The sequence below is a fragment of the Kitasatospora aureofaciens genome, from assembly GCF_019192735.1.
Taxonomy (GTDB): domain Bacteria; phylum Actinomycetota; class Actinomycetes; order Streptomycetales; family Streptomycetaceae; genus Kitasatospora; species Kitasatospora aureofaciens_A.
On sequence record NZ_JAHTKP010000022.1, the window covers coordinates 1 to 17,472 of the forward strand.

13 protein-coding genes and 1 pseudogene are annotated in these 17,472 nt (G+C 73.5%); 6 read left to right on the forward strand and 8 right to left on the reverse strand.

The window, feature by feature from the left end; translation table 11 throughout:
- Both KV557_RS21705 and xylB read right to left on the reverse strand, forming a co-directional pair.
- Positions 1–841 (reverse strand): ROK family transcriptional regulator (locus KV557_RS21705; protein ID WP_308130001.1); only part of this gene is annotated, 841 nt, incomplete at its 3' end.
- 12 nt (positions 842–853) lie between these two features.
- A complete protein-coding gene (gene xylB / locus KV557_RS21710; RefSeq protein WP_218202728.1) occupies positions 854–2,284 on the reverse strand; it encodes a xylulokinase in 1,431 nt (476 codons plus the stop codon).
- Between the two features lie 94 nt (positions 2,285–2,378).
- Between xylB and xylA the strand changes: the two genes are divergently transcribed.
- Positions 2,379–3,551 carry a xylose isomerase gene (gene xylA, locus KV557_RS21715; protein ID WP_218202730.1) on the forward strand — a complete coding sequence of 391 codons (1,173 nt, stop codon included), beginning with the start codon at positions 2,379–2,381 and terminating at the stop codon, positions 3,549–3,551.
- Positions 3,552–3,630: 79 nt separating this feature from the next.
- Here xylA and KV557_RS21720 read toward each other — a convergent pair whose 3' ends face one another.
- Complete coding sequence (locus KV557_RS21720) at positions 3,631–4,023, reverse strand: ASCH domain-containing protein (protein ID WP_218202731.1); 393 nt, start codon at positions 4,021–4,023, stop codon at positions 3,631–3,633.
- A gap of 11 nt (positions 4,024–4,034) precedes the next feature.
- On the reverse strand, positions 4,035–5,549 hold the full coding sequence (locus KV557_RS21725; protein ID WP_256177759.1) for a tetratricopeptide repeat protein: 1,515 nt from the start codon (positions 5,547–5,549) through the stop codon (positions 4,035–4,037).
- Between the two features lie 239 nt (positions 5,550–5,788).
- Between KV557_RS21725 and KV557_RS21730 the strand changes: the two genes are divergently transcribed.
- From KV557_RS21730 to KV557_RS21750, 5 genes and pseudogenes are all read left to right on the forward strand, one after another.
- Positions 5,789–6,475: a hypothetical protein gene (locus tag KV557_RS21730; protein ID WP_218202733.1), complete on the forward strand. Its 687-nt coding sequence runs from the start codon at positions 5,789–5,791 to the stop codon at positions 6,473–6,475.
- Positions 6,463–8,307 (forward strand): annotated as a pseudogene (locus tag KV557_RS21735) (glycoside hydrolase family 36 protein); the annotation flags it as partial. The gene KV557_RS21730 and the pseudogene KV557_RS21735, both read left to right, overlap by 13 nt.
- A 48-nt stretch (positions 8,308–8,355) precedes the next feature.
- On the forward strand, positions 8,356–8,616 hold the full coding sequence (locus KV557_RS21740) for a cellulose binding domain-containing protein (RefSeq protein ID WP_256177766.1): 261 nt from the start codon (positions 8,356–8,358) through the stop codon (positions 8,614–8,616).
- Between the two features lie 77 nt (positions 8,617–8,693).
- Positions 8,694–10,205, forward strand: a complete 1,512-nt coding sequence (locus KV557_RS21745; RefSeq protein WP_218202737.1) for a glycoside hydrolase family 43 protein — start codon at positions 8,694–8,696, stop codon at positions 10,203–10,205.
- Positions 10,206–10,251: 46 nt separating this feature from the next.
- Positions 10,252–12,003 carry a cellulase family glycosylhydrolase gene (locus tag KV557_RS21750; protein ID WP_218202741.1) on the forward strand — a complete coding sequence of 584 codons (1,752 nt, stop codon included), beginning with the start codon at positions 10,252–10,254 and terminating at the stop codon, positions 12,001–12,003.
- A gap of 184 nt (positions 12,004–12,187) precedes the next feature.
- Here KV557_RS21750 and KV557_RS21755 read toward each other — a convergent pair whose 3' ends face one another.
- The 4 genes from KV557_RS21755 to KV557_RS21770 form a co-directional block, all read right to left on the reverse strand.
- Positions 12,188–13,276, reverse strand: coding sequence for an aldose epimerase family protein (locus KV557_RS21755; protein ID WP_308130002.1), 1,089 nt, complete (start codon positions 13,274–13,276; stop codon positions 12,188–12,190).
- An 86-nt stretch (positions 13,277–13,362) separates the two neighbouring features.
- Positions 13,363–14,871: an L-arabinose isomerase gene (araA, locus tag KV557_RS21760; protein ID WP_218202742.1), complete on the reverse strand. Its 1,509-nt coding sequence runs from the start codon at positions 14,869–14,871 to the stop codon at positions 13,363–13,365.
- 15 nt (positions 14,872–14,886) lie between these two features.
- The gene (locus tag KV557_RS21765; RefSeq protein WP_218202745.1) at positions 14,887–15,555 is read right to left on the reverse strand and encodes an L-ribulose-5-phosphate 4-epimerase; all 669 of its coding nucleotides are present in this window, start codon (positions 15,553–15,555) and stop codon (positions 14,887–14,889) included.
- A complete protein-coding gene (locus KV557_RS21770) occupies positions 15,552–17,249 on the reverse strand; it encodes a ribulokinase (RefSeq protein WP_218202747.1) in 1,698 nt (565 codons plus the stop codon). The genes KV557_RS21765 and KV557_RS21770 overlap by 4 nt, the downstream gene beginning before the upstream one ends.
- Positions 17,250–17,472 lie beyond the last annotated feature (223 nt).

The following is a 17,472-nucleotide window of genomic DNA, read 5'->3' on the forward strand; positions in this document are numbered from 1 at the left end:
CCTCGCCCGCGTACTGCTCCAGGCAGCCCCGGGCGCCGCAGGGGCAGCGGGGGCCGTCCGGGTGGACGGGGATGTGGCCGAGTTCCCCGGCGAAGCCGCGGGCGCCCCGGAACAGCCGCCCGTCGATGACCAGGGCGGCGCCGATCCCGGCCCCGGCGGAGACGTGGACGAAGGTCTCCACCGGGTTCCCGGCGTTCCAGTACTCGGCCAGCGCCCCGAGGTTGGCCTCGTTCTCCGGCTCGGGCACGGTGTCCGGGTCCGGCCAGTGGTCGGCGAGCCGGACGCCGTGCCAGCCGAGGTTGGGCGCGCGCTCCAGCAGTCCGCGCGGCGTGTTGGGGACCACCCCGGGGACGGCCAGGACGCGGCCCGCGACGCGCAGTCCGAGGGCGGCGGCCTCGGTCTGGGCCTCGTCGGCCAGCGCGGCGAGGTCCGCCAGGACGGCTTCGGCGGGCCGGCCCGCGTTGGCCCGTTCCACCCGGCGCCACACCCGCGGTTCGCCGCGCAGGTCGGCCACGCAGGCGCCGAGGTGGGTGACGCCGATCTCCAGGCCGAGGCCCGCCGGGCCGTCGTCGGCCATGGTGAGGGCGCGTCCGGGCCGGCCGACCCGTCCGCTGGCCGTGGCCGCGGCCTCGGTCACCGCTCCGCGGCCGATCAGCTCGTCGACGAGCGAGGAGACGGCGGCCCTGGTCAGTCCGACGCGCCCGGAGACGTCCGCCCGGGAGAGCGGGCTGTGTGCGGCGACGGCGGCGAGGACGACCGAGAGGTTCTGCCGCCGCATGTCCTGCAGCGAGGCGGGCCCGTGCTCCGCTCCCCTGCTCGCCGCCCTGCCGACCGCTGTCACGCGCTGCCCCTCCTACCGGTCCTCGACCGGGGCGCCCTGCAAGGCCCCGGCCCGTCGCAGGGTATCGCCGATCCGCGCGAGCGCGTCCTCGTCCCTCTTCACCGGCTCCAGCACCGGGCCCTGGGCCGTCCGCCAGCGGCGCGCCACTTCGTCGGCCTGCTCGCCGGTGAGCAGCGCGGCGGCCTGGGCGGCCGCGCCGAGTGCGACCAGTTCCTGGGCGTCGGGCACCTGGACGGCCCGGCCGGAGAGCCGCAGCACGGTCCGCTGCCAGGCCCGGCCCCGGGCGCCGCCGCCGATGAGCAGCAGCGGCTCCTCGCCCGCCGGGTCGGCGCCGCCGGCGCTCAGCACGCCGTCCAGGGCGGCGAGCAGGGCGTGGGCGGCGCCGTCGTAGGCGGCCTGGAGCAGCTGGCCCGGGGTGGTGTCGTGGCGCAGCCCGTGGACGAGGCCGGAGGCGCCCGGGAGGTCCGGGGTGCGCTCGCCGTCCAGGTAGGGCAGGACGACGGCGGTGCCGCCCTCCTCGACCTCCTCGCGGTCTCGCCCGAGGAGGGCGGCGAAGCGGTCGACGGCGAGGGTGCAGTTGAGCGTGCAGGCCAGCGGCAGCCAGTGGCCGAGGGCGTCGGCGAAGCCCGCGACGGTGCCGGTCGGGTCGGCGGGCCTGGCCCGGCCCACGGCGTAGACGGTGCCGGAGGTACCGAGGCTGAGCACCGGCTGGCCGGGCGGCAGGCCGAGCCCGAGGGCGGCGGCCATGTTGTCGCCGGTGCCGGTGGCCACCGCGGCGCCCTCCCGCAGCGGCGTGCCGGGGCGGACGGTACCGGCGCGGGCGCCCGGCGCGAGGACCCGGGGCAGCAGGGCCGGGTCGAGCCCGATGCGGGCGAGCAGGTCGTGGTCGTAGCCGTCCGGGCCCCACCAGCCGGTGCCGGAGGCGTCGCCCCGGTCGGTGACCGCCTCTCCGGTCAGCCGCTCGGTCAGGAAGTCGTGCGGGAGGCGGACGGCGGCGACGCGTTCGGCGGCGGCGGGCTCGTTGGCGCGCAGCCAGGCCCACTTGGGCGCGGTGAAGGCGGCGGTGGGGACGCTGCCGGTGCGGTGCGCGAGTTCCGCCGCGCCGACGGCGGCCCGGAGTGCGGCGGCCTGGGGTGCGGACCGGACGTCGTTCCAGAGCAGCGCCGGACGGACCGGCGCCCCGGACGCGTCAAGGGTGACGAGGCCGTGCTGCTGGCCGGCGACCGAGACGGCGGCCGCGCGGTCCGCCCAGCCCGTCGCCGCCGCGGCCTCGCCGAGCGCCCGCCACCACTGCTCGGGGTCGCTCTCGCGGCCGGCGCCCGTGCTGACGGTGTGCGGGGCGCGCCCCTGGCCCAGGACGGCGCCGGTGTCGAGGTCGACGGCGAGGGCCTTGGTGGACTGGGTCGAGCTGTCGAAGCCGATCACGACACGTTGCTCAGCCATGCGTTCCTCCGGAGGGGTTCCTTCTGACGTCCCGGCATACTAATTTGTTGAGAGCCCTGACAAACACCCCATGGATCCGATCCGGAGCCGCTCCATGTCCAGCGACCAGCTCGCCCCCACCCCCGCGCACAAGTTCACCTTCGGCCTGTGGACCGTCGGCTGGCAGGGGCGCGACCCCTTCGGCGACGCGACCCGCCCCGCCCTCGACCCGGTCGAGACCGTGCAGCGCCTGGCCGGACTCGGCGCCTACGGCGTCACCTTCCACGACGACGACCTGATCCCCTTCGGCGCGGGCGACGCCGCCCGCGAGGAGACCGTCAAGCGGTTCCGCGCCGCGCTGGACGCCGCCGGGCTGAAGGTCCCGATGGCGACCACCAACCTGTTCACCCACCCGGTCTTCAAGGACGGCGCCTTCACCGCCAACGACCGCGACGTACGGCGCTACGCGCTGCGCAAGACCATCCGCAACATCGACCTGGCCGTCGAACTCGGCGCCTCGGTCTACGTCGCCTGGGGCGGGCGCGAGGGCGCCGAGTCCGGCGCGGCCAAGGACGTGCGCACCGCGCTCGACCGGCTGAAGGAGGCCTTCGACCTGCTCGGCGAGTACGTCGAGCAGCAGGGCTACGACCTGCGCTTCGCGATCGAGCCCAAGCCCAACGAGCCGCGCGGCGACATCCTGCTCCCCACCGTCGGCCACGCCCTGGCGTTCATCAACGAGTTGGAGCGCCCGGAGCGGGTCGGCCTCAACCCGGAGGTCGGCCACGAGCAGATGGCCGGGCTCAACTTCCCGCACGGCATCGCCCAGGCCCTGTGGCACGACAAGCTGTTCCACATCGACCTCAACGGCCAGTCCGGCATCAAGTACGACCAGGACCTGCGCTTCGGCGCGGGCGACCTGCGGCAGGCCTTCTGGCTGGTCGACCTGCTGGAGTCAGCCGGCTACGACGGCCCCCGACACTTCGACTTCAAGCCGCCGCGCACCGAGGACTTCGACGGCGTCTGGGCCTCGGCGGCCGGCTGCATGCGCAACTACCTGCTGCTGGCCGAGCGTTCCCGCGCCTTCCGGGCCGACCCGGAGGTCCAGGCCGCGCTCACCGCCTCCCGCCTGCCCGAACTCGCCCTCCCCACGGCCGAGGACGGCCTGACCGGCCTGCTCGCGGACCGCTCAGCCTTCGAGGAGTTCGACGTCGACGCCGCCGCCCGGCGCGGCATGGCCTTCGAGCAGCTGGACCAGCTGGCCCTCGAACACCTCCTCGGCGCCCGCTGACCGTCGCCACGACCGAGCCGGGCCGTGCGGGTAGCACGGCCCGGCTCGCGATGCTCACCCAACCCGCTGTTCCGATAAGTCAGATCTCGGCCCTCGCAGCAGCCTGCTCACCGCCGCGGTCGTCGGCTGGGGCCGGGGCGAGGCGCAGGTGGATCGCGAGGACGCCGAGCGCTTCCTTCTCCGGCGGGTAGATCTCGCGGCAAGCGGAGAGGAGTTCGTCCCGGTTCATGCCCTCACTGCCGATCGCCTCGTTGTCCTCAGCGTCGAACATCGCCTCGAAGGTCGAGTACTCGGCGACCTTGACGACCTGGGTGCGGCAGCGAGCCCCGCCGGACTCGAAGACCAAGGCCTGGCCGGGGTGGATGCGGCGCATGCTCGGGTAGCCGACGCGGACCTCGATCGTCTTGGTGCCGTCGGCGATCAGGTCGAGGTAGGGGCGGCGGATCTGGATGACGCGGTCCTGCTCGGGCATGGGCTCTCTTTCTACGCCGGGATGGACAGGGTGGTCAGGCGCTCGCGCAGTTCGCCAGCGGCGCCGTGGCCGGGGTAGCGGCGGGCGAGGTAGGTGGTGAGGTCGTTGGCACGGTTGCGCACGGAGTCGACCACGCGGTCGGAGTCGAGCGCTTCGGCGCCGAGGGCGACAGCGTCATCAGGTGCGCCGAGCTGGGCGTGGGCGAGGGCCAGGTCGATGCGGGCGATGGCCTCGCGGCTGGGTGAGCGGGACGCGGCCGGGGCGGCCTCGTAGACCTGCAGGGCGTGTTCGGCGTGCCGACGGGCGTTCTCGGCCTGGCCGAGCCAGATGCAGGCGGTGGCCGGGTAAGACGTGAGGGCGTAGTCGGCGAGCGGCAGCGGGTCCAGGCCGAAACGGTGGGCCATCCGGACGGGAAGGAATTTGTGGGCGTCCTCGGCGGCGCGCAGGGAGGCGGTGAAGCCTTCGGAGTCGCCGTCCGCCGCCGCCGCGCGGGCGGCCTGGGCGTGGAGGCGGACGGTGAGCGGGTGGGTGGCCGGCGCCTGGGTGAGGCCGCGGCGGGCGGCGTTGAGCGCCCGATCGGCACGGTGCTCGTACAGGTTGATGGAGGCGGCGGCGTCCATGGCCCAGGCGCACAGCTCGCCGTGGCCTGCCTGCTGGCCGTGCACGAAGGCGTCATTGGCGAAGGCGAGACCGGCGCGGGAGCTGCCGAGGTCGTGGGCGAGCCAGGCGAGGAGTTCGGAGAGCCACCCGGCATAGGCGAGCAGTTCGCGCCCCTGCTCGTGGGTGTGCCTGGCCTTCAGCAGCGCGTCCACCTTACGGCGGTAGTCCAGCGCTTCGGCGAACACCTGCCGCGGAGGCTTCAGGGAGTAGGCGTCGTTGAAGTCGGTGACGGCGAGGTCCAGGTGGTCGAGCGTCCCGGCGCCCAGTGAGCTGGCTTCGCCCTGGCGCGTGAACTCCAGCGCCTCGGCGGCGGCCTGGTCGAGGACCTGGGCGGCGGTGGCGGGCGCCGCGATGGCGAGCCCGGTGAGCATGAGCGCGGTTCGCCGTTTCGTGGCCGCCACCTCCTCCAGCCCCGCTCCCGCATCGGCGGGTCCTGCTGGGAGTGTCGCACTGTCCGGGCTGTCGGCACAGGTCGGCACGGGCGTGTAGTCGGCGGCCAGCCCGAGTTGGACCGGGCCCGTGCACAGGAGGCGGCACAGCAGGTCCTGGTACTCGGCGCTCGGCGCCTTGCCCGCCTCCCAGTCCTTCCAGAAGCGTTCGGTGAGCCCGACCTTGCGCAGGTTCTCCCGGTCGACCAGGTCGTGCGCCGCCTGGACCGCCTCGGCGACGGTCCAGCCCATCGCCATCCGGTGGGCCTTGAGCGGGCGGTGGCCGCAGTGCGCCTCGATCTCTTTGGCGATCAGCTCGACCAGGTCGTGCGGCACCGGCTCGGGGCTTCCGGCCTGACCGAGCGTCCGCTCTCTGATCCGGCGCCCGCAGGCTGCGGTGTGCGCGCCGTCCGGCGCCGTGGTGCTGGTGACGGTCATGGGTGACCTCCCCTTGTCAGCGCTGCCCGCTCCCTGGCGCGGCGTCGCTCTGCTCCGCGGATATGCCTTGCCGCCGACTGTTCAAACCATCCTCGCGCGGGCGGGGTCGCCGTCCGGCCGGGCGGTGGCTTCGCCCTGACCGGGCGGCGATCTCTCACTACAAGCGACCAAGCCGTCACGCCAGGCTAGCGGGTGACGCCACATCAGGCGCCGTCCTTTCGACGGTGAAGGAGGCAGTCGTGCGCATCCTCGTGGACGGGCTCGACATGTCCGGCAAGACGACCACGGTCCAGACCCTGATCTCCCTGCTCGACAGCTGCGGCATCCCGGCGGTACGCCACCGCGGCATGCTCGCCGAGCACCACCCGATCGAGCCGCTGCTCAAGCGGCTCCCGCTCGTCCACCAGGCCGAGTCCAGCGCCATCACCGCCGCCTTCCTGGTCGGCGGGTACGCCCTGGACGCCGCGCTGGTGCGCGTCGACCCGCCCCGCACCGGCGGCGCGGTCCTCATCCAGGACGGATACGCCGACAGGACCGCGGCCTTCGGCATGGCCGGCGGCCCCTACCTGACCGCCGCGCTCAGCCTCTGGGGGGCACGCTTCTTCGCCCCGTTCGACGTCGCCGTCTACCTGCACGCCTCCCCCGACGTCCGGCGCACGCGGATGGAAGGCCGCGAGGAGGTGGACTCCGCCGACCGGCGCAGCGTCGAGGACCCCGCCTTCGCGGCGCGGTTCAACGCGGCGCTGCTGCACGGCATGGCCCGCCGCCACGGGGACCGGCTGCTGGTCTTCGACACCGCCGAGCACAGGCCCGAGGAGATCGCCAAGCACGTCCTGGCCAAGGCCGGGCTGGCGTTCACCGTTCCGGCGCCCCGGACTGCACCCGCCGAGAAGAGCACCGCGATGGCGGCCGGGAGGACGGCGTGACCGCCGTGGTGGTCCACCGGTCCCCGGACGGCCTGCCGGTGCTGCGCAGCGAGGTCCTGCTGCGCAACGACGGGCCGCGCACGCTGCACCTGGAGTCGGTCGCCTCGCTCGTGGCGGGCTGCCTCACCGAGGGCGGCGCCTCGGCTCTGGACGCCGCCGACCTGCTGTGGGCGGAGAACGAGTGGTTCGCCGAGTGCCGCTGGCAGCGCCGACCGCTGCGGGCCTCCTCGCCCGAGCGCAGCGGCCGCTTCCACACCACCGCCGGGCGCAGCACCCAGGTCCTGGCCGGGCAGGGCGTGTGGTCCAGCTGCGGGCACCTGCCGATGGGCGGCCTGACGGACCGCGCGTCCGGCCGCACCTGGCTGTGGCAAATCGAGCACAACGGCGGCGGCTGGCGCTGGGAGTGCGGCGTGCGCGACGACACCGCGTACGCGGCGCTGTACGGGCCCGAGGACGCCGACCACGGCTGGCGCCACCCGCTGGAGCCCGGCGCCGAGTTCCGTACCGTGCCGGTGGCGCTCGCGCTGGCCGTGGACGGCGGCCCGGACGCCGCCTTCGTCGCCCTCACCCGCTACCGGCGCGCCACCCGCCGCCCGCACCCCGACCACCGCCGGCTGCCGGTGATCTTCAACGACTACATGAACTGCCTGATGGGCGACCCGACCACGGCCACGCTGCTGCCGCTGGTCGACGCCGCCGCCGAGGCCGGTGCGGAGTACTTCGTCATCGACGCCGGCTGGTACGACGACGGCGGCAACTGGTGGAGCTCCGTCGGGGCGTGGGAGCCGTCGGCCTCCCGCTTCCCCGGGCCGGAGGGCATCCACGAGGTCCTGGACCGCATCCGGGAGCGGGGCATGGTCCCCGGCCTGTGGCTGGAGCCGGAGGCCGTCGGGGTGAACAGCCCGGTGGCCCGCACCCTCCCGGAGCGGGCGTTCTTCCGCCGCGACGGCCTGCGGGTGGAGGAGGGCGGCGGCCGCTACCACCTGGACCTGCGCCACCCGGCCGCCCGCGCCCACCTGGACGGGGTGGTGGACCGCCTGGTCGGCGAGTGGGGCGTCGGCTACCTCAAGCTCGACCACAACACCGACCCGGGCTCCGGCACCAGCGCCCACCCGGGAGAGGCTCCGGCGGCCGGCCTGCTCGGCCACAACCGGGCCCACCTCGACTGGCTCGACGGCCTCCTGGACCGCCACCCGGGCCTGGTGATCGAGAACTGCGCCTCCGGCGGCATGCGGATGGACCACGCCCTGCTCTCCCGGCTCCAGTTGCAGTCCACCAGCGACCAGCAGGACCTGCTGCGCTACGCACCGATCGCGGCGGCGGCCCCCACCGCCGTCACGCCGGAGCAGGGCGCCGTCTGGGCCTACCCGCTGCCCGAGGACTCCCCCGACGAAGTCGCCCTCACCATGGCCAACGCGCTCCTGGGCCGCATCCACCTCTCCGGGCGGCTCACCGAACTCTCGCCGCAGGCCCGGGACCTGGTCCACGAGGCGGTGGCCGTCCACAAGGCGATCCGCGCCGACCTTCCGCAGGCGGTGCCCGCCTGGCCGCTGGGGCTCCCGGGCTGGGAGGACCCGTGGATCGCCCTGGCGCTGCACACCCCGGCCACCACGTACGTCACCGCCTGGAGGCGCAGCGGGGAGGAGGCCGTCAGGGACCTCGCCCTGCCCCACCTGCTCGGGGCCGCGGTCCACGCCGAGGTGCTCTACCCGTCCGACAGCAAGGCGTCGGCCACCTGGAACCCGGAGGCCGCCGCTCTGACCCTGACCCTGCCGGCGGCCCCGTCGTCCGTCCTGCTGCGCCTCACCATGCTGCCGAGCGCAAGGAGTTGACGATACGTCATCCGATCGCGCGCGGCCTGCAGCGTCACGGTCGGCAACCTGACCGTCGTCAACAACAGCCTCGGCCAGGTCAACGGCTGGTCCCTCGGCTTCACCTTCCCCGGTGACGACAGCATCACCAACACCTGGAACGCCTCGGTGTCGCAGAGCGGCCCGAACGTCACCGCCCAGAACGTCTCCTACAACGCCTCCGTCCCGCAGGGCGGCAACGTCCAGTGGGGCTTCCGGGCCACCTGGTCCAACAGCGACGCCAACCCGTCCGCCTTCCGGTTCAACGGCGCCTCCTGCGCGATCGGCTGAACCGCCGAGCCGGTGGTGCCCCGGGCCTCCCGGGGCACCACCCCCCGCCCCACGAAACACCGAAAGGAACCGACCGCGTGTCCGTCCAGCCCGAGCCCGCCGGCACCGTCCCCAACCCGGTGATCCCCGGCTTCCACCCCGACCCCAGCATCTGCCGCGTGGGCGACGACTACTACCTCGCCTGCTCCAGCTTCGAGTACTTCCCCGGCATCCCGGTCTTCCACAGCCGCGACCTGGTGAACTGGACGCAGCTCGGCAACGCCCTGGACCGCCCGAGCCAGCTGCGCCTGCCGCGCGAGTCCCCGTCCTCCGGCGGGATCTACGCCCCGACGCTGCGCCACCACGACGGCCGCTTCTGGCTGATCGTCACCAACGTCAGCGGCGACGGCAACCTGCTCTTCACCGCCACCGACCCGGCCGGCCCCTGGTCCGAGCCGGTCCGGTTGCCCGGCGTCCACGGCATCGACCCGGACCTCGCCTGGGACGAGGACGGCACCTGCTGGTGCACCGTCGCCGGCGTCTCCCAGGTCCGCCTCGACCCGGCCACCGGCGAGACCCTCGGCGAGCCGCAGCGGATCTGGTCCGGCGCGCCCGGCGCCACGGCCCCCGAGGCCCCGCACCTGTACCGGATCGGCGAGTACTGGTACCTGATGATCGCCGAGGGTGGCACCGAGCGCGGCCACGCCGTCTCCATCGCCCGCGGCACCTCGCCCTCCGGCCCGTTCGAACCGTGCCCGGCCAACCCGGTGCTGACCCACCGCGGCCTCGACAGCCCCGTCCAGAACACCGGGCACGCCGACCTCGTCCAGGCGCCCGACGGCTCCTGGTGGATGGTGCTGCTCGCCGTCCGGCCGCGCGGCGGCACCCCCGCCTGGTACGTGCTCGGCCGGGAGACCTTCCTCGCCCCGGTCGAGTGGGTGGACGGCTGGCCGGTGGTCGGCCAGGTCACTCCCGAACTTCCCCTCCCCGCCTGGCCGTTGCACCCCGTTCCCGCCGTCCCGGCCCGGGACGACTTCGACCAGGCCGAGCTGCACCCCCAGTGGATCTCGGTGCGCGAGCGCCCCGAGCACCTGGTCACCACGAAGGAACGTTCCGGCTGGCTCACCCTGCGCGCCGCCGGCGCCTCCCTCGACGAGAACGACGTGGTGTTCGTCGGCCGGCGCCAGCAGCACCTCGGCTGCCGGGCCCGCACCCTGATCGACCCCGCCGGGGGCCGCGGCGGCCTGGCCGTCCACATGGACGAGGACCACCACTACGAGATCGAGGCGGCCGACGGCGAGGTGAAGGTCCTCGCCCGGATCGGCTCGCTGCGCACCGAGGTCGCCTCCCGTCCGGTGCCCGCCGGTGCCGTGGTGCTCGGCGTGGACGTCGTCCCGCGCCCGACGCGAGGCCCGCGCACCGGCCCCGACGACGTCCTCCTCGGCGTCGAGGAGCCCGACGGCACCTTCACCGTGCTCGCGGGCCTCGACGGCCGCTACCTCTCCACCGAAGTGGCCGGCGGCTTCACCGGCCGGGTGATCGGCATGTACGCCGCCGAAGGCACCGTCCACTTCGACCGGTTCGACTACGAGCCGCTCCCGCTTCCCTGACCACCCGTCAGGGGCTCCCCCACCCGTCAGCACGAAAGGGACAATCGTGAACGACGCCCAGCAGACCGCACGTCCCCGCAACCGCCGCCTCCAGCGCACGGCCGGCCTCGTGGTGGCCCTGGCCACCACCGGCGCCCTCTGCGGCACGGCCGTCGCCGCCCCCGCCGATCAGCAGCCCCTGGCGGCGGCCGAGGCGGCGGGGGCCAGGGTCCCGAGCGACCCGATGGCCGCCGTGGCCAAGATGCAGCCCAGCTGGAACCTCGGCAACACCCTCGACGCCATCCCCGACGAGACCTCCTGGGGGAACCCGCTCACCACCAAGGCCACGTTCGACGGCCTCAAGGCCCAGGGCTTCCGCAGCGTCCGCATCCCCGTCACCTGGTACCCGCACCAGTCCGACACGGCCCCCTACACCATCGACCCGGTGTGGATGAACCGGGTGAAGCAGGTGATCGACTGGGCCCTGGAGGACGGCCTCTACGTCGAGATCAACGTCCACCACGACTCGTGGAAGTGGATCGAGTACATGTCGACCGACCACGACACCGTCATGGCGCGGTTCAACTCGACCTGGCAGCAGATCGCCACCGCCTTCAAGGACGAGCCGCGCACCCTGCTCATGGAGAGCATCAACGAGCCGACGTTCGTCAACGCGACCGACGCCCAGAAGACCCAGTACCTGAACGAGCTCAACACCTCGTTCCACTCCGTCGTCCGCAACAGCGGCGGGAAGAACAAGGACCGCCTGCTCGTCCTGCCGTCGTACGAGACCAACAACGCCCAGCACTGGCTCGACGACCTGTCCACGACGATCAACTCGCTGCACGACCGCAACCTGGTCGCCACCGTGCACTACTACAGCTGGTACCCGTTCAGCGTGAACATCGCCAACGGAACCACCTACGACGCCACGGCCCAGAAGGACCTCACCGAGGGCTTCGCCCGGGTGCACGACACCCTGGTCGCCAAGGGCGTCCCCGTCTACCTGGGTGAGTACGGCCTGCTCACCTCGCCCTACTCCGGCGTGGTCGAGCGTGGCGAGATGCTGAAGTACTTCGAGCACGTCAACTACGAGGCACGGCGCAACGGCATGACCTCCGCCGTGTGGGACGCCTTCAACGACTTCCTGAACCGCTCCACCATGCAGTGGCAGGTCCCCGAGATGAAGGCCCTGATCCAGAGCTCCTGGCGGACCCGCTCGGGCACCGCCTCCACCGACAACCTCTTCCTGCCGAAGTCCGGCCCCATCGCGGCGCAGACCGTCACCCTGAACCGCAACGGCCTCTGGTTCGCCGGCCTGTGGCAGGGCGACCGTCCGCTGATCCCCTACGTCGACTACACCCTCGACGGCGACCAGCTCACCCTGACCGCCGGCGCCCTCACCCGGCTCGCCGGCGACCGCGCCGCCGGGGTCAACTCCACCCTCGAAGTCCGGTACTCCGACGGCGTCCCGTGGAAGCTCTTCGTGCGCTCCTACGACAAGCCGACCATGGCCGACGCCACCGGGACGCTCGACGGGCTCACCATCCCCACCCGGTTCAACGGCTCCCTGATGGCCAACGTCCAGTCCACCTACGCCGACGGCACCGCCGCCGGCCCGGCCTCCTGGACCACCTACCAGACGTTCGACAACTACCGCGCCGACTACGGCGCCAACACCACCACCGTCAAGCCCGACTTCCTCAAGTCGGTCAAGGACGGCGCCCCGGCGACGCTCACCTTCCGCTTCTGGACCGGTGACACCGTGACCTACACCGTCACCAGGTCCGGCAACACCGTGACCGGCACCGTCTCCTGACCCCCGCCCCTCCCCGCCCCGGCCGCCTCCCCGGCAGCCGGGGCCCCGTCACGTCACCGAGGGTGCGCCGTGCCGGCCCGGTGCTGCACGCCTGCCTGCTCCTTCCTCCCAGGTGGCCGCCGGCCTCGAAACGGGGACGGTGGACCCCGTCGGCCCACCGCCCCCTCCCCTCGGCCGGGCGCCCCTACTCGGCCGAGAAGCGGTACACGGTCATCGAGCGGAACTCCTCCCCCGGGCGCAGGACGGTGGAGGGGTACTCGGGCCGGTTCGGCGAGTCCGGGAAGTGCTGGGTCTCCAGCGCGACGCCCGCGTACGCGCCGTACGGGCGCCCGGACCGGCCGATCAGGGTGCCGTCGAAGTGGTTGCCGGTGTAGACCTGGATGCCCGGTTCCGTCGTCAGGCAGTCCAGGCGCCGGCCGCTGGCCGGGTGGCTCAGGGTGGCGACCTGCCGGAACCCGTTGCCGTCCAGGACCCAGTTGTGGTCGAAGCCCGTGCCGGCCCGGAGGATCTGCCGGTTCCCCTCGACGACGCGGTTCCCGATCCGCCGGGCCTCGCGCAGGTCGAAGGGCGTGCCGTCGACCGGCGCCACCGGTCCGACCGGTATCAGCCCCGAGTCCACCGGAAGGTACCCGCCGGCCTCCACCCGCAGCAGGTGGTCCAGCACCGTGCCGTTGCCCTCGCCGGCCAGATTGAAATACGCGTGGTTGGTGAGGTTGACGACCGTCGGGGCGTCGGTGGCCGCGCGGTAGCCGATCCACAGCTCACCCGCCGGGTCGAGCAGGTACGTGACCTCGACCGTGAGCGCTCCCGGGAACCCCTGGTCGCCGTCGGGGCTGTGCAGCCGCAGCCGCACCCCGGCCCGCCGGCCCTCCCGGACCGCGACGCCGTCCCACAGCCGGGAGGCGAAACCGTCCGTTCCGCCGTGCAGGGCGTGGCCGCCGGGCGGGGCCGCCACCCGGTGCGTGGTGCCGCCGAGCGGGAACTCCCCGCCCGCGATCCGGTTCGCGTAGCGGCCGACGGTCGCCCCGAGGTACACGGCCTCCCCGAGCAGGTCCTCGACGCCGTCGCAGCCGAGGACGACGTTCGCCGGCACCCCGTTCCGGTCCGGCGCGTACAGGGCCTGGAGGCGGGCGCCGAGACCGAGCACCTCGGCGCTCACGCCCCGGGGCGAGGCGATGGTCCAGTTGGTGACGGGCCGTCCGTCCGGCAGCGTCGCGGTGACGTTCTGGGAGACGGTCACCTCGCCCGTCGATGTGAGCGCTTCTCTCGGCACGCGGCCGCTCCGTTCCGTGCGGGGTCTCGGCGTGAACGGGCGACGCCCGCCGGGTGGGCGGGCGTCGTCGGTTCGGGACACGGGCCTCACAGCCCCTGGGCCAGGCGGTGGTACGCCTGGTTCCAGCGCAGTTCCTTGGTGAACCGGCGCAGGGACGTGTCCTCGTCGATCAGCAGGAGTTCCACCCCCAGCATCTCGGCGAGGTCGTCGAGTTCCTCGGCGCCGACCGCGCGGGAGAGCACGGTGTGGTGCGGCCCGCCGGCTGTCAGCCAGGCCTCGGTGGAGGTGTGGAGGTCCGGACGCGGCTTCCACACCGCGCGGGCGACCGGCAGGTGCGGCAGCGGCGCCGGCGGCTCGACCACGTCCACCTCGTTGGCGACCAGCCGGAACCGGTCGCCGAGGTCGGCGAGGCCGACCACCACGGCCGGGCCGGGCTCGGCGTCGAAGACCAGGCGGACCGGGTCCTCCCGTCCGCCGATGGACAGCGGGTGGATCTCGCAGGAGGGGGTCCCGGCCGCGATGCTCGGGCAGACCTCCAGCATGTGCGCGCCGAGGATCAGCTCGGAGCCGGACTCCAGGTGGTAGGTGTAGTCCTCCATGAAGGAGGTCCCGCCGGGCAGGCCGCTGGCGGCCGCCTTGAGGGTGCGCAGCAGGGTGGCGGTCTTCCAGTCGCCCTCGCCGCCGAAGCCGTAGCCGTCGGCCATCAGCCGCTGGACGGCGAGGCCGGGCAGCTGGCGCAGTCCGCCGAGGTCCTCGAAGTTGGTGGTGAACGCCTTGAAGCCGCCCTGCTCCAGGAAGCCGCGCAGGCCGATCTCGATGCGCGCCGCGTAGCGCAGCGAGTCGTGGCGCTCCCCGCCGGCCCGCAGTTCGGGGGCGAGGCGGTAGCTGTCCTCGTACTCCTTGGCCAGCGCGGTGACGTCGGCGTCCTCGGCCGCGTCCACCGCGGCGACCAGGTCGTTGACGCCGTAGGTGTTGACGGAGACCCCGAAGCGGCGCTGGGCCTCGACCTTGTCCCCCTCGGTGACGGCGACGTCGCGCATGTTGTCGCCGAAGCGGGCGAGCTTGAGGCCGCGCAGTTCGGCGCGGCCGGCGGCGGCGCGGGCCCAGGCGCCGGCCCGGGCGGCCACGGTCGGGTCGCTGACGTGCCCGGCGACGGTCTTGCGGGGGACGCCCAGGCGGGACTGGATGTAGCCGAACTCGCGGTCGCCGTGGGCGGCCTGGTTCAGGTTCATGAAGTCCATGTCGATGGAGTCCCAGGGCAGTTCGACGTTGGCCTGGGTGTGGAGGTGGAGCAGCGGCTTCTGCAGGGCGTCGAGTCCGGCGATCCACATCTTGGCCGGGGAGAAGGTGTGCATCCAGGCGATCAGGCCGATGCACCCGTCCGCGGAGTTCGCCTCCAGGCAGATGCGGCGGATGGCGTCCGCATCGGTGAGGACGGGCTTCCAGACCACCTCGACGGGCATCGCCGGGGCGCCGTCCAGGGCCGCGGCGATCTGCCGGGACTGCTCGGCGACCTGGCGCAGCGTCTGCTCGCCGTAGAGCCCTTGGCTGCCGGTCAGGAACCAGACCTGGCGTCCGTTCAGCGGCTTCTTCACGGGGGTGGCTCCTTTTTACCGGCCCTGGGGCTGGCCGTAGACGTTCTGGTAGCGGTGGTTGAGGCTGTCGATGTCTGCCTGGGCGATGGGCAGGGGCTCGCCGAGCTGGCGGGCGAGGTGGACGGTGCGGGCCACGTCCTCGCACATCACGGCGGCCTTCACGGCGGCCTTGGCGTCCTTGCCGATGGTGAAGACGCCGTGGTTCTGCATCAGGACGGCCGGCGAGCGGTGGCCCCTGAGGGTGTCCACGATGCCCCGGCCGATCGAGTCGTCGCCGATCAGGGCGAACGGGCCGACGGGGATCTCGGCGCCGAACTCGTCGGCCATCGCGGTGAGGACGCAGGGGACGGCCTCGCCGCGGGCCGCCCAGGCGCAGGCGTAGGTGGAGTGGGTGTGGACCACGCCGCCGACCTCGGGCATGTGGCGGTAGACGTAGGCGTGCGCGGCGGTGTCGGAGGAGGGCGCGTGCTCGCCCTCGACGACCTTGCCGTCCAGGTCGCAGACGATCATGTTCCCGGGCGACAGCTCGTCGTAGGAGACGCCGCTCGGCTTGATGACGAGCAGGTCCTCGCCGGGGACGCGGGCGGAGACGTTGCCGGCCGTCCAGACGACCAGGTTGTAGCGGACCAGTTCCTGGTGGAGGTCGCTGACCTGGCGGCGGATGCGGTCGATGGTCGCGTTCACGGGGCCTCGCTCGGTGTGGTGAGGGCGGTGTTGCGGATGTCGCGCAGGCGGTGCAGGAGCTTGTCGGCGCCGCGGCCGAAGTGGTCGTGCAGCGCGCGGTACTCGGCGAACAGCCGGTCGTAGGTGTCGGCTGCGGCCGGGTCGGGCAGGTAGGCGCCCTGCCGCACCCGGCCCATGGCGGCGGCCGCGGTGCGCACGTCCGGGTACGCTCCGGCGGCGACGGCCGCGTGGATCGCGGAGCCGAGCGCCGGCCCCTGCTCGGACTCGGCGACCGAGACCGGGCGGCGCAGCACGTCGGCGTAGATCCGCATCAGCAGGTCGTTCTTCTTGAGGCCGCCGGTGACGATGAACTCGGTGACCGGGACGCCGCCCCGCTCCAGGGCCTCGACGATGACGCGGGTGCCGAAGGCGGTGGCCTCCAGCAGGGCCCGGTAGACCTCCTCGGGGCGGGTGGCCAGGGTGAGCCCGACGATCACGCCGGAGAGGTGGTGGTCGACCAGGGTGGAACGGTTGCCGTTCATCCAGTCGAGCGCCACCAGGCCGTGTCCGCCCACGGGTTGGGCGGCGGCCTTGCGGGTGAGCAGCCGGTGCAGGTCCTCGCCGGTCGTCTCGGCCTCGGCCAGGTAGTCGGCGGGTACGCCCTGGCGCAGCCACCAGGCGAAGATGTCGCCGACGGCGCTCTGGCCGGCCTCGTAGCCGTAGGAGCCGGTGACGATGCCGTCCTCGACCACGCCGCAGATGCCCGGGACGTCGGCGAGGGTGGCGCCGTTGACGACATGGCAGGTGGAGGTGCCCATGATGGCGAGGAGTTGGCCGTCGTCGACGGCCCGGGCGGCCGGGGCGGCCACGTGGGCGTCGACGTTGCCGGCCGCGACGGCGGTGCCGGCCGGCAGGCCGGTCCACTGCGCCGCCTGCGGGGTGAGCGCGCCCACCCTGGAGCCCAGCGGGGAGAGCGGGTGCTCCAGGCGGGTGCGGGCGAAGTCGGCGAACTGCGGGTGGAGCGCGGCGAGGTAGTCCTCGCTCGGGTAACTCCCGTCCTGGTGGATGCCCTTGTAGCCGGCGGTGCAGGTGTTGCGGCTCTCGGCGCCGGTGAGCTGCCAGACGATCCAGTCGGCGGCCTCGATCCAGCGCTCGCAGGCGGCGTAGACGGCCGGGTCCTCCTCCAGGACCTGCAGGGCCTTGGCGTACTGCCACTCGGCGGAGATCTTCCCGCCGTAGCGGGAGATCCACTTCTCGCCGCGGGCGTGGGCCAGCGCGTTGATCCGGTCCGCCTGGGGCTGCGCGGCGTGGTGCTTCCAGAGCTTGGGCCAGGCGTGCGGGTGGCCGGACCAGGCGGAGGTCTCGGCCAGCGGGGTGCCGTCGGCGAGCACCGGCAGGACGGTGCAGGCGGTGAAGTCGGTGGCGATGCCGATGACGTGCGCGGGGTCGACGCCGGCGGCGGCGACCGCGGCCGGGACAGCGGTGCGCAGCACCTCGCGCCAGTCCTCCGGGTGCTGGAGCGCCCAGTCGGGCGGGAGCGGTCGGCCGGTTCCGGGCAGGTCGCTCTCGATCACGGCGTGGGGGTAGTCGTGGACGGCGGTGCCCACCTCCTCGCCGTCCCTGACGCGGACCACCACTGCGCGGCCGGAGAGGGTGCCGAAGTCGACGCCGACGACGTACCGGTCGGGGTCCTGGGCGGGAGGGGTCACGGTCACGTGCTCATCCTTCGTGGGAGGGGTCTGCGTCGTCGTCTGTCGCCGGTGCGGTCCTCAACCGGGGCAGGGCGGTCCGCACCGGCGACAGGCTTCATTCCGCCGCCTTTCCCTCATAAGGCGGCGGAACGCGGAACCGTCGGCCGGGCTCACGGAAGCGGGATGCGGTGGCCCGGCCGGCGGGGTGGAAGGGAGCGTTTCTGTTAACGCTCACGAAGATTGTTAG